Annotated in this window: 12 protein-coding genes; 4 read left to right on the top strand and 8 right to left on the bottom strand. The window is 68.1% G+C overall.

Going from position 1 to position 12,512, the window contains the following annotated elements:
- The 8 genes from RWR81_RS04625 to RWR81_RS04660 all read right to left on the bottom strand — a co-directional run.
- Positions 1-716: proteasome accessory factor PafA2 family protein (locus RWR81_RS04625; protein WP_314455113.1), on the bottom strand; the 716-nt coding region annotated here is incomplete at its 3' end.
- A 2-nt stretch (positions 717-718) separates the two neighbouring features.
- A complete protein-coding gene (locus tag RWR81_RS04630; protein ID WP_314455115.1) occupies positions 719-952 on the bottom strand; it encodes a ubiquitin-like protein Pup in 234 nt (77 codons plus the stop codon).
- Positions 953-1,008: 56 nt separating this feature from the next.
- Complete coding sequence (locus RWR81_RS04635) at positions 1,009-2,664, bottom strand: proteasome accessory factor PafA2 family protein (RefSeq protein ID WP_314455118.1); 1,656 nt, start codon at positions 2,662-2,664, stop codon at positions 1,009-1,011.
- Entirely contained in the window at positions 2,661-4,364 is a 1,704-nt protein-coding gene (gene arc / locus RWR81_RS04640; RefSeq protein WP_314455121.1) for a proteasome ATPase, read from the bottom strand. The genes RWR81_RS04635 and arc overlap by 4 nt, the downstream gene beginning before the upstream one ends.
- The gene (locus tag RWR81_RS04645; RefSeq protein ID WP_314455123.1) at positions 4,357-5,454 is read right to left on the bottom strand and encodes a tRNA (adenine-N1)-methyltransferase; all 1,098 of its coding nucleotides are present in this window, start codon (positions 5,452-5,454) and stop codon (positions 4,357-4,359) included. The genes arc and RWR81_RS04645 overlap by 8 nt, the downstream gene beginning before the upstream one ends.
- 30 nt (positions 5,455-5,484) lie before the next feature.
- On the bottom strand, positions 5,485-6,279 hold the full coding sequence (locus RWR81_RS04650) for a family 1 encapsulin nanocompartment shell protein (protein WP_314455125.1): 795 nt from the start codon (positions 6,277-6,279) through the stop codon (positions 5,485-5,487).
- The gene (locus RWR81_RS04655) at positions 6,276-7,415 is read right to left on the bottom strand and encodes a Dyp-type peroxidase (protein ID WP_314455128.1); all 1,140 of its coding nucleotides are present in this window, start codon (positions 7,413-7,415) and stop codon (positions 6,276-6,278) included. Before RWR81_RS04655 ends, RWR81_RS04650 begins: the two co-directional genes overlap by 4 nt.
- Positions 7,416-7,564: 149 nt before the next feature.
- Positions 7,565-8,683, bottom strand: coding sequence for a peptidase M50 (locus RWR81_RS04660; RefSeq protein WP_314455131.1), 1,119 nt, complete (start codon positions 8,681-8,683; stop codon positions 7,565-7,567).
- Between RWR81_RS04660 and RWR81_RS04665 the strand changes: the two genes are divergently transcribed.
- The 4 genes from RWR81_RS04665 to RWR81_RS04680 all read left to right on the top strand — a co-directional run bounded on the left by RWR81_RS04665 (position 8,682) and on the right by RWR81_RS04680 (position 12,478).
- On the top strand, positions 8,682-9,758 hold the full coding sequence (locus RWR81_RS04665; protein WP_314455133.1) for a PD-(D/E)XK nuclease family protein: 1,077 nt from the start codon (positions 8,682-8,684) through the stop codon (positions 9,756-9,758). The genes RWR81_RS04660 and RWR81_RS04665 overlap by 2 nt on opposite strands.
- 381 nt (positions 9,759-10,139) lie before the next feature.
- Positions 10,140-11,225, top strand: coding sequence for a YeeE/YedE family protein (locus tag RWR81_RS04670; RefSeq protein WP_314455136.1), 1,086 nt, complete (start codon positions 10,140-10,142; stop codon positions 11,223-11,225).
- A gap of 27 nt (positions 11,226-11,252) precedes the next feature.
- Positions 11,253-11,474, top strand: coding sequence for a sulfurtransferase TusA family protein (locus RWR81_RS04675; RefSeq protein WP_314455140.1), 222 nt, complete (start codon positions 11,253-11,255; stop codon positions 11,472-11,474).
- 23 nt (positions 11,475-11,497) lie between these two features.
- A complete protein-coding gene (locus RWR81_RS04680; RefSeq protein WP_314455147.1) occupies positions 11,498-12,478 on the top strand; it encodes an aldo/keto reductase in 981 nt (326 codons plus the stop codon).
- Positions 12,479-12,512: the final 34 nt, after the last annotated feature.

The raw sequence follows: 12,512 nt of genomic DNA on the forward strand, positions 1-12,512 counted from the left end.
ACCTTGAGCAGGGTGGATCCCTGGGCGATATTGGAGTCCCCGACGATGACGTGCAAGCGCCTGTAGCGTTCGGCATCGGCATGAGGCTCATCGCGGGTGTTGATCAGTGGTCTGGCGCGGGTCGTGGCCGAGGAGACGGCGTCCCACATCTGGTCCGCCCGCTGGGAGAAGACGTAGCCGCTGAGACTGCTGCCCGAGGGACGAGCCTCGTCATTGCCCGCGATATGTCCTGCGCCGACGAGGATCTGCCGAGTCACCAAGTGGGGTACGAGTGTGCGCGCGTCGTTCCAGAAATCGCCACGACGGCGCACGAGGTAGTTCTCGTGACAGCCGAAACCGTTGCCCTCGGCGTCGCGGTTGTTCTTCAGCAGGTGAATCTGTCCGGGAACGCCCGCTGCGGCCAGGCGGACGTTGGCCTGCTGGGCCAGGTCCGCCATGACCAGCTCGCCGGCGCGGTCCTGGGCGAGCAGGTCCTCAAGGCGGTCGCACTCGGCGGTGGCGAACTCCGGGTGGGAGCCCACATCGAGGTAGAGACGGGCACCTCCACGAGTGAAGATGTTCGAGGAGCGCGAGCGCTGGACGACGGGGTCGAAGAGCTCGCGAGCCGCGTGATCGGCGTCCAGGGGCGGCAGGCCGTCTCCGGCGGGGGCACAGGTGATGCCGTACTCGGTCTCCACCCCGATGATGCGGCGCGCCAGGGGCCGTGAGCCGCTCATGCTCACTGGCCGCCCTTCTGGACGAAGCCCTGGACGAAGGCCGCTGCGTTGGTCTCGATGACCGAGTCGATCTCATCGAGGATGCTGTCGACATCTGCGGCCTGGGCGTCTGTGATGCTCCGGGTCAACGCCATCGGGGCTCCGGCGCTGATCTGGTCGTCCGTGCCCTCGACACCGGACTCGACGCCGACGCGACGAGCCTGTCCGTGAGACTGGTTGGCGTGTTGCGGCGTCATATGTTCCCCTTCACTCGTCGTCTCGGTCAGCGCATCGTAGGTCGGCGCCGTGGGAGTCAGTCTCTCGCAGGTGCTACCCGACGACCAATCTCCTCCAGGATGGTCGCCGTCTCATCCGCTCCGACGGCGACGTCGTCGGGCAGACGCAGACGCAGCAGTTCGGGGTGGCCGGGGATGTCGAGAACCAAGCAGGTCCAGGACGCGCCCACGACCTGTGGGTAACGGTTGATGGCGCTTCCGCGGATGGCAGCGCGCGTTCCCTTGGGAGGCGCGTCGGCGGCCCGCTCGACCTCGGTCTCGGTGACCAGGCGGTGGATCCGACCTGCCGCGTCGAGCTTGTCGACCACTGAGCGTCCTGGACGCAGGTCGGCCCACTGGATATCGAGGGCGGCCAGACGGGCGTCGTCCCAACCGGTTCCCGACCGGCGGCGCAGTCCCTCGCAGAGCTCGTACTTGGCGACCCACTCCACCAGGTGGGCCGCTGGACCGGAGCCATCGCGGCTCCACTGCTCCAGGGCGACGAGGCCCTGGCACCACAGGTCCAGGGCGTATTGCGACTCCGGGTCTCCGGCGCGCGTCACGGCGGGACTGATGATCTCCAAGTAGGCGCGCTGGATCGCCAGGGCGCTCATGGTCCCGGCCCGTGTGGTCAACTCGTAGGTGAGGGTGGGATCGTGGGATACGGCCCAGTGCTCCTCCACGGGGTCGCCGATGATCGCCAACCGGCTCAACTCGGCCAGAGCATCCTTGAACGCCCCGGTGCCGTGCGCCTGCTCCAGGAACCACAGGAGCAGATCGATGGTGGCGACCTTGAGGTAGATGGGAACATCGAAGCGGTTGGCGTCGCCGTTGATGACGTGCAGGCGACGCCAACGCGCAGCATTGGCGTGAGGCTCGTCGCGGGTGTTGATGATGGGGCGGTTGAAGGTGGTCTGCAGACCGATCTCGGACTCGACGTAGTCTGCTCGCTGACTGACTTGAAAACCGGGCCGCTGGCTGCGCTGGCCAATCCCGACCCGCCCGGCGCCCACCAGGACGGGGCGGGTGACCAGGAAGGGGGTGAGGATCGCGGCCAGCTCCTCGAAGGGCAGGCCGCGCCGGACGAGGTAGTTCTCATGGGAGCCGTAGGCAGCCCCCTTGCCGTCGACGTTGTTCTTGTACAGGACGATCTCGCCCTGACCGACGGCATCGTCGAGCACCGCCATGGCACGCCGGGCGATCACCTCCCCGGCGCGGTCCCAGACGAGGGCGTCGTGGGGGGTGAGGACCTCCGGCGAGGAGTACTCGGGGTGGGCGTGGTCCACGTAGAGGCGGGCCCCGTTGACAAGAACCGTGGCCGCTGCCTGGGGCAACGCCTCCTCAACGGCGCTGGGGCGGGCTTGCGAGCCCCAGGGAGCGGGTGGTGGGTCCGCCGTCCTCATGACTGGAGAAGCATCGCCCGACGGCGCCGGAAGCGCGGGATCATCGGTGAGCTGACTGGGGTGCGCCGCGGAGCGGCGGAGCCTGCCGCCACGCAGGTCAGCCAGAGGATCCTCACCCGCGTAATCCCACCGTGCACTGGGCGCATCGGCCCCAGCGCTGTAGGCCTCCACGACCTGGCTGGAGAGGACCACGGGGTTGGCGTAAGGATCGCTCGGGCGCAGGACCCCGAATTCGGTCTCCAGGCCGACGGGACGCCTCACCGGCCCCGGTTGAAAGCCACTGTCACTCATATTCTCTCCCTCCCGAGCCTGCGAACGCCAAGGATCTTCGAGGTACGGGCACCGATGAGCCGGGCCCACCCCTCAGGGGTGGTGGCTCCGGTGATCTCCTCGTTCTGCCGGGCCTCGAGCTCAACAGCTACGCGGAGCCTGTCCGCGCTCAGGCCCCCGTCTCCCCCGGAGAGCTCGTCCTTGATGGAGGCCGTCTTGGCCCGGGAGACGATGGCGGCCAGCATGGCTCCGCTGGCCAGATCGGCCAGGTGGAGAGTGCGAGTAGCAGCACCGCCTGAGGCCCCGTGCGCCTCGGTGATCTCCAGGACGGCGGTGTCCTCGTTTCGCGCGTAGAGCGTCTCAACGACGACGCGACGCAGCGCGCACGCGGTGGCCTCGCGGTCTCCCCCGTGAGCCGCGAGCTCGGCAGGGGCCAGAGGCAGGTCGGCTCTCAGGTGCCGGGCCAGGATCTCCTCTGCCCCGACTGCGTCGGGCCGGTTGATGCAGATCTTCATATCCAGGCGGCCGGGGCGCAGGATGGCAGGATCGATCATGTCCTCGCGATTGGAGGCCCCGATGATGACGACGTTGCGCAAGGACTCCACGCCGTCGATCTCCGCGAGGACCTGCGGCACGATCATGGTCTCGACGTCGGAGGACACGCCGGTGCCGCGGGTGCGGAAGAGTGCCTCCATCTCATCGAAGAAGATGACCACCGGACGATCCTCGGCCGCGGCCTTGCGGGCCTGGTCGAAGATGGCGCGGATCTGCCGCTCGGTCTCACCGACGAACCTGCTCAGCAGCTCGGGGCCCTTGACGTTGAGGAAGGCGGCCGAGCGGCCCTGCGTCGAGGCACGTCCAGATCCGGCCAGCGAGGTGGCGACGGCCTTGGCGATGAGGGTCTTGCCGCAACCGGGCGGACCGTAGAGCAGAAGCCCCTTGGGGGCGCGCAACCCATAGGCCTGGAAAAGGTCCGGATGAGTGAAGGGAAGCTCGAGGGCATCGCGGATCTGCTCGATCTGCGGCCCCAGTCCCCCGATGTCCTCCCAGGAGACGTCGGGGGTCTCGGCAACGACGAGCTGCTCAACGTTGGTGCGTTCGATGAGGGCCGTGGCGATGTCGGCACGCAGGTCGGCGGCCAGAGTGTCGCCGGGCTTAAGCCCCTCTCCGGTCCCGGCGATACGGCGCAGCGAGGAGGACAGGGTGAGGGCCCTCGTGCCTCCTCCGCCGGTGCTCACCAGGACACGGGAGTCGTCGAGAGTCTCCTCGAGGGTGACGGCTTCGCCGGTCTGGGGCTCGGGAAGGGTGGCGACGACGAGCATCTGGTCGTTGACGGCCACGAGCCGTCCCGCCTGGAGGTCGGCATCGTCCACGCCGGGGTGGACGTGCAGGAGCATCTGACGTCCGGCCAGGCTCACGGCGACCTCACGCTCCTGGGAGGCCCCCTCCCCCGCCTGCCCGGAGTCCCCAGAATCCCCTGTACTGGGAAGGTCGGCGAGCAGTCCCAGGGTGACCGGGGGCCGGGTGACGGCGTCGAGCTGCCGACCGAGCTCGGTGATGCGCTCGCGGGCGGTGCCCAGGGCGGCGACGAGGCGCTCGTTCTTGGCCGCCAGGCTGACGGCCTGGGCGCGGGCCTCGCGCAGCTGATGGCTGGTGAAGTCCTTGGCGGGCATGCCCAGCGGCTGCACCGTATCGGCGCCGGCTGCAGACGGTTCAGGCATGAGCGCTGTCCTGGGTGTGGTCGGCGGTCCCGTCCTGAACGACGGTGGCGTCGGTGGGCTGCTTGGCCCGGCAGTCGCGCAGGACGCGACGGACCTTCTTGTCGGTACTGGTGCGTTCCTTGACGTCGTCGGGAAGCCAGTAGCCGCCCTCGTCGTAGGCGCCGCGGGCGGGCGGGCGCTTACGGGTCAGGGGCCGCGAGCCTGCGGCCAGGCGCCGGGCGGTCAGGAGGAAACCGGTGTGCGCCACCATACGGTGGTCGGGTCGCACGGCCAGCCCGTCCACATTCCAGGTGCGCACCATGGACTCCCAGGACTCGGGCTCGGTGAACAGCCCGCTGTGGCGCAGGGCCTCCACGGTGCGCGAGAGCTGGGTGACGGTGGCGACGTAGGCCAGGAAGAGCCCGCCCGGGGCCAGGGCCGCGGAGGCGGCCTCGACATTCTCCCAGGGCGCGAGCATGTCCAGGACCACCCGATCGATGCTGGCCGGTTCCACCCGGGCGGCGACGACGTCGGCGAAGTCCCCGGTGCGCAGCTCCCAGGCGGGGTGGTGCCGGCCGAACCAGGCGTCCACGTTGGAGGCGGCGATCCGGGCGAAGTCCTCACGGCGCTCGATGGACAGCAGGTGACCGCTCTCGCCGATGGCTGAGAGCAGGTTCATGGTCAGCGCGCCAGAGCCGACCCCGGCCTCCAGGACGCGGGCGCCGGGGAAGATGTCGCCCATGGCGATGACCTGTCCGGAGTCCTTGGGGTAGACCACCTGCGCACCGCGGGGCATGGACAGCACGTAGTCGGCCAGGAGCGGGCGCAGTAGGAGCAGCTCATGGCCCGTGTCGGTCTCGATGACACTGCCCTCGTCCATGCCGACGACGTCACGGTGGCGGAAGGAACCGCGCACAGACTGGAAGTAGCCGTGGGGGTCGAGCAGAAAGGTGTTCTTACGGCCCTTGGTGTCGGTGACCTGGATGCGTTCGCCGTAGCGGAAGGGACCGCGACGGCCCGCCTGCCCCAGGACCTCCTGCGGCTCCGGGCGCTGGTGCGGCTTCTCGAGTGAGGTCGCCGTGTGCTCGGTGTGCTCAGTCTGCTCGCTCATCAGAAGCGAGTGTATGACCGGTACGTGGCCTCAGTGCGTCAGCACGACACTCGCCTCGGAGGTGTAAGGAAGGAAGGTGAGCGTCTCTTGGAGATAGAGCTCAATCGACTGGGCATCGTGTGAGAGATATCCGATGGACAGGTCCTGGCCGAGGTGCAGCTCATAGTCACCGCCCCGCGTGCTCAGCAGAACGGCGCCCTGAATGGCGGGAGCCCATAGGACCTCGCCATCCAGGAGGCGATCGATGTGCTTGCGGATCGGGTATCCGTCATCAGTGGTCTCGGCGACGGCGGTCCACAGCTCGGCGGAAAGCAGGAGGGCGTATGGACCTTCGACTCCGGCGAGGCGGAGCTCCTTGAGAGCAGCAGCAACGGCGTCAGGAAGATCCTTCGGCTGCGGGAGCGATACGACAGGGTTGGAACTTGAGGGAACCAACCCCTCAATGCCCGCGCTCGTCAACCCGGCGAAGACAATGCCGTCCTCGGCTCTGGCGATCTGAGCAACAGCGTCCTTCACGGGTTGCCAGTCGGAGTCCTGGGCTCCCCAGTCGACGGCATCGACGGCCTCGCGGCTCACCCGGAAGGGAACCCGCAGCTCGACGATCTGCCGGACCTGACGCTGGTGGGCCTGGACACCTTCGAAGGGGGTATCCACACGTACCTGGTGACCGGTGCGTACTGCCGCCAGATCCGCTCCGTCGGGTCCAACCACGTCGACGACACGTCGTCCGGCGATCCAGCGGATGAAGGTGCGCCGCGCCTCTTGGTCGATCTCACCCCAGGCGGCCTCGGAGATGGGGGCGAGCTGTCGATGCAGGTTGTTCATACTCGGCCTTTCAGGTTTCCGATCCCAAGGGATCCATCGGACGGTGCAGCAGTGGAGCCCGCACCGTTCCCGTGATCATCTGGTGTCTGGTCACGCGGCGCTTCAGAAGACGCATTGAACCCAAGACCTCTGGCGGCGCTCAGCTCAGTGGCGGGCTGGGTTGGGTCCTCCTGCCCGGCCTCAGGTCGGACGGCAGCATGCGCGTACTGGTCGGCGTCGTCGAGGAAAGCGGCCGGCGGAGCAAAGAAGAGACACCCTGTCAGGGGTGTGGAGAAGTCGAGAATGCGGTCGTAGTTGCCCTCGGGCTCCCCCAGGAACATACGCCTGAGCATGAGCTCGGTGACGCGTGGGTCTGCGGCGTAGCTCATGAAGAACGTGCCCTGGTCCCCGGAGGCCTCACCGAAGGCGAGATTGTCACGCACGATCTGGAGCTCGTTGCCGTCGGCGTCCTCAATGGTGTTCATGGTCACGTGGCTGTTGGTAGGCTGCTCATTATCAGGAAGCTGGATGTCATCGAGCTTGGTGCGACCGATGACGCGTTCCTGTTCCTCGATGCTCAACGAGTCCCAGGCGGTGAGGTTGTGGATGTACTTCTGCTCAATGATGTAGCTGCCGCCCGCCCAAGCACCTTCGTCGATGAGCGCCGCTGCGACAGCCGCTTGCCCCCGCGGACTCTCGGTACCGTCGACGAAGCCCAGAGGGTCTCGATTGTCCAGGTAGCGGAAGGCGTGGACCTCATCGTAGGTGTCGACCACGGAGCCCAGTCGGCGCATGATCTGGCGCACCAACTCAAAGCACATGTCGAGCGTTGCGGCGCGCAGGTGGAAGAACAGATCTCCTGGCGTCGACGGAGCACTGTGTTTTCCTCCCTGAAGTGCCGTGAAATCGTGCAGATACTCAGGTCGAGGCACGTCGAAAAGACGGTCCCACATGCCTGCCCCAATGCCGACGACGCAGCTGAGCATTGTCTCGGGGTAGCGAAAACCAACGGCCTGGGTCAACCCGGACACATCGGTCAGCAGATCGATGACCTGGGCCTCGCCTCCGCTCCGTATGGTCACGGTGAGAAAGATCGATGCCTTGGCCGGCGAAGCCAGGATCTCCTGAGAGAGGTCCTGAGAGTTGATGTCGCTCATGGTTTCACCTTAGAAGATGACGCTAACACGGATACCCCGAAGCATTTGATCCGAACTGAAGGTTATCATCCACAGTACGTTCGGCCCCGATAAGCTTGACGATCCTTTCGCATGGTCGGGCCGCTTGGGCGTTTCAGTCGCGCTGCTCCTCAGCGCGCGCCGGTGGGGACGGCTCCACTCAGGGTTCCCGAGTCCACGAGTACCAGCCAGCGGGAGACCTCTCGGGCTCGTTTCATGGCGTCGGCGGCCGCCTGGCCGGTCAGCTCAGTCGTCACCGCCGCTGCCGGCAGCACCGTGCAGACCTGGGCCGCGGTCACATCGGCGCCGGACGCGGCCACTGTGTCGCAGAGTCCGACCTCGCCGAGGGAGACCTCATCGATCGTGCCCACGAGCTCGGGACCGTCAGCCACCAGGACGAGGGCTGCTCCGCGTGTGAGGGCCTCGCGCGTCTGGGCAAGGGGCGTGTCAGGTCCGACGACGTGCACGGGCCGGGACAGCTCGCGCAGGTTCAGCTTCGAGGCGGCCCGGGCGCCTCCCCCGAGTTCAAGGACCTGCCAGCTGGAGGCCACGATCGACCACCCCACCATGACGACCAGGATGAGGTTGAAGGCGTCGGGCCGGCGCCCCTCAAGCAGAAGCGGACGCAGGATCCACCACCACACCACGCCGCCGACCACGACGATCCCACCCCAGCCGGCCGCCTTGAGCCCCAGCCTGCGGTTTCCGGTCACCTGGATGACGAGCGCGGCCAGGGCGTAGCCGCCATCAAGGGGTAGTCCCGGCAGGGCGTTGAAGACGGCCAGGGCGAGGTTGACCAGAGTCACGGCCCACACCGTGAAGGTCGCGGGAACCGGCAGACGCGCGGAGTCCTGCACCAGCGTCCCAACGAGCCAGATGAGCAGGTTGGTCGCCGGACCGGACAGAGAGGTCACCAGGTCCTTCCACGCGGTCCACTCCCGTGCCGGTCCGAAGGACGTGCGCCCGCCCCACAGGTAGAGCTCGTAGCGGGTGGGACGCCGCCCCATGAGGGTACCGGCCAGCCCGTGGGCCAGCTCGTGCAGCAGGACCGAGGCGGCCACGCCCAGGACCGTGGCAACCACCACGAGCAGCACCGTCGTGGTGCCGAAGGGCCCCAGCGCGGCGGAGACCAGCGGGTACCAGCTGCCGGCGATGAGCAGGCCGAGCAGGAGCGAGGTCGGCGAGATGACGACGGGAGCGCCGCCGATACGGGCGATCACCCACTCGCCGGTCGATGAGGAGGCAGGCATGAGCGTGAGCCTAACGCCGTCGGGGGCGGCTCGCCGCATCTGCTCGGAGGCCACAGCCGGTTCCCATGCCGACGACGACGCCGGCCGTGGAGCAACCGTCTTCATGTCCGACGTCCTGGCACCTCCCCGCGGTAGCGTCGCCCCCATGTCCAGTGAGCCGCGCACCGTCACCACCTCTTCCGCCACCACGGGTGCCAGGCCCACGGGTCCCGGCACCCGTGGTGGCCCGAGAGGCGGTTCCGACGACCGGCGCCGCGCCGCCCTGTCACCATCGCGAGCCAAGGACTTCATGCAGTGCCCGCTCATGTTCCGCCTGCGCACGGTCGACCGCCTCCCCGAGCCCGGTTCCCTGGCCACGCACAAGGGCACCGTGGTTCACGGCGTGCTGGAGCGTCTCTACGACCTGCCGGCCTCCGATCGCCAGCCCGAAGCGGCGCTTGACCTGCTACCCAGCCAGTGGGCCTCTCACCGGCAGAAGAACCCGGAGGTCATGGCGCTGTTCGCTGATTCAGCGCAGGTGGAGAGCTGGTTGGAGGAGGCCCGCGGCCTCATCCGCACCTACTTCACCCTGGAGAACCCTCAGCGTCTGGAGCCGGCCGAGCGCGAGCTCTTCGTCCAGACCGAGACCGGTGACGGCCTGCTCCTGCGGGGCTTCGTCGACCGCCTGGACGTGGCGCCCGACGGCGCCATGCGCGTGGTCGACTACAAGACCGGCCGCAGCCCCGGCACGCGCTTCATGGAGGAGGCGCTGTTCCAAATGCGCTTCTACGCCCTGGTGCTGTGGCGCCTGCGAGGACAGGCGCCGGCCCGGCTCCAGCTTGTCTATCTCAAGGACGGGCGCGTGCTGACCCACGATCCTCGTCTGGCCGAGCTGGAACGGACCGAGACCCGTCTGGCCCACCTGTGGGACGAAGTCGAGGACTGCGCCCGCACCGGGGAGTTCCGTCCGCGCCGCTCCCGACTGTGCGACTGGTGCGCCTTCCAGGCCCAGTGCCCGATCTTCGGCGGTACCACGCCGCAGGTACCCGACGAAGGAGTCACCCGTCTCCTGAGTGCCCGCCGCACTGCCGCCTGATCCCAGCCACCGTTCAGTAATTGCCACGGCGAGAAGCAGTCGGTTACAGTCCGTAGCGGTTGATAATCGTCGCCAGCCACTTCCCAACGGAGAAGCACATGAACGTCGCCCAGGCTCACACCGCCCGCACCGCCTTGCGCGGAGCCGGCATGTGTATGCACTGCCTGGTTCGGGCGTTCTGAGGCGGTCTCAGACAGATCGTCCTCCCCGGCTCCCGGCGCCCCTGAGACGGCGCCCCATCAGCCGCGTCCAGCCAGGCCTCCACCTCACTCCCCCATCGGATGACGTGGCCTGTCTCTGTTCCTTTCTCCCTGTGCTGCGTCACCGGTCCCCACGCAGGCTGCTTGTTCCTGAGAGCAGCAGCCGGATAAGGACCACACCGTGCCATCACCCACCATCTTCACTGGACTCATCGTTGGAGCCGTCCTCGGCTTCCTCCTTCAACGAGGCCGTTTCTGCATCACCGGGGCCTTCCGCGACCTGTGGGTCTCCCGCTCCTGGCGCTGGTTCACGGCCTTCCTACTGGCCATCGCCGTTCAGGCGCTCGGAGTCGCCGTCCTCACTGGCGCAGGCTACATCACTCCTGAGATCCCCAGGCTGTCGGTGATTGCCACCGCCTTAGGCTCCTTCCTCTTCGGAGCCGGGATCGTCCTGGCAGGAGGCTGCGCCACCGGCACCTACTACCGTGCGGGCGAGGGGCTGGTCGGTTCCTGGTTCGCACTCGTGGCATACGCCACCACTGCGGCCGCGTCGAAGACCGGGCTCCTGTCGGGGGTGACCGCACGGGTCAAGGGGCTGTGGGTCACCGACCTCACCACCATCCCCGCCACCATCGGGGTGCCTGACGGAGTCGGCGTCGTCATCCTGGCCGGGGTCACCGGCGTGGTGGTGCACCGCTTCGTCGTCCTGGGGCGCAGTCGCCCGGCCCAGGTCCAGCTGACCGCACAGCGCACGGGACTGGCCCACCTGCTGCTGGAAAAGCAGTGGAACCCGCTGGTCACAGGACTCCTCGTCGGTATCGTCGCCGTCGTCGCGTGGCCCACGTCCTGGGCCTCGGGGCGCCCGGATGGGCTCGGGATCACGACGCCGTCATCGAATCTGGTGGGACTCATCATCACCGGTGACACCAAGCGACTCGACTGGGGCGTGCTCCTGGTTCTGGGTATCCTGCTCGGCTCCTACATCGCCGCCAAGGCCTCCGGCGAGTTCCGCGTTCGTGTGCCCAGCGCCCAGGTCATCCAGCGCTCCATCATCGGCGGCGCCCTCATGGGGATCGGCGCAGTGTGGGCCGGTGGCTGCTCCATCGGCAACGCCCTGGTGCAGACCTCGCTTCTGTCATGGCAGGGCTGGACAGCCCTCGTCTTCCAGATCTTGGGGGTCGGGGCGTCCGCCTGGTTCCTCCTCATCCGCCCTCGGCAGCGGCGACGCGCCGAGCGCACCGCCGCCCACATCCCCACCACCGCTTGAAAGCACACCGACACCAGGGAGATATTCATGCGCACTGTTCTGGAAACCACCGGCCAGGTCTGCCCCTTCCCCGTCATTGAGGCCGAAGAGGCCATGGAGGACCTCGACACCGGAGACGAGCTCGTCATCGGCTTCGACTGCACCCAGGGAACCCAGACGCTGCCAGCCTGGGCCGCCGACAACGGCTACACCGTCACCGAGTTCGAGCGCACCGGCAACGCGGCCTGGACCATCACCGTGCGCAAGTAGGTCGAACCGCTACGGTTAGGCCTATGGAGCACAGGAGACTCGGCCGAACCGGCCTGCGAGTGTCCTCCGTGGGTCTGGGCACGATGACCTGGGGCCGGGACACCGACGAGCTCGAGGCCAAGGAGCAGCTCGACATCTTCCTCGATGCCGGAGGCACCCTTGTGGACACCGCCGCCTCCTACGGCGAGGGCGTCAGCGAGGAGGTCATCGGCACGCTCCTGCGCGAGCATGTGGACCGTCAGGACCTCGTCCTGGTCTCCAAGGCCGGGGTGCGCACCTGGCGCACCGGGGAACGCTCCTCGGTGGCCGACGCCTCCCGAGGCTCGCTGCTGGATACGCTCGACATCAGCTTGTCCCGCCTGGGCACCGACCACCTCGACCTGCTGCTGGTTCAGGTGCCGGACTCCACCACGCCCCTGGAGGAGACGGCCCACGCCCTGAGCCTGGCCGTCTCCTCCGGTCGCACCCGCTACGTGGGGATCGCCAACCACCCGGCCTGGGCCTCGGTGCGCATGTACGACCTGCTCAGCGAGGGCGGCCGGGGACCGGGGCTGGCCGCCGTCGAGGTCGAGCACTCCCTACTCTCCCGGGGCATCGAGCGCGAGCTCATGCCCGCCTCCCAGGCCCTGGGCTTCGGCATCCTGAGCTACGCCCCCCTGGGGCGGGGCGTCCTCACGGGCAAGTACCGGGCCACGATCCCGCCGGACTCACGGGCCGCCTCACCGCACCTGCGCTCCTACGTGTCGCCCTACCTGGGCGATCCGCACCGGGGCGTGGTTGAGGCCGTGGCCACGGCGGCCTCGGGCCTGGACCGCAAGCCGGCCGAGGTGGCGCTGGCCTGGGCCCGTGACGCCACCGGGATCGCCTCGAGCATCGTGGGGGCACGCACGCCGGCCCAGCTCCAGGGGGTGCTCTCAGCCGATGACCTGAAACTCCCGGTCCAGATCCGCCACGCCCTGGACGAGGTCACCTCATTACAGCTCGGCTACCCCGAGCGCTTCTAAGCCACTCGGCTGAACCAGTCGGCGCCGCTGAGCG

The organism is uncultured Actinomyces sp. (genome assembly GCF_963526355.1).
Classification (GTDB): Bacteria; Actinomycetota; Actinomycetes; order Actinomycetales; family Actinomycetaceae; genus Actinomyces.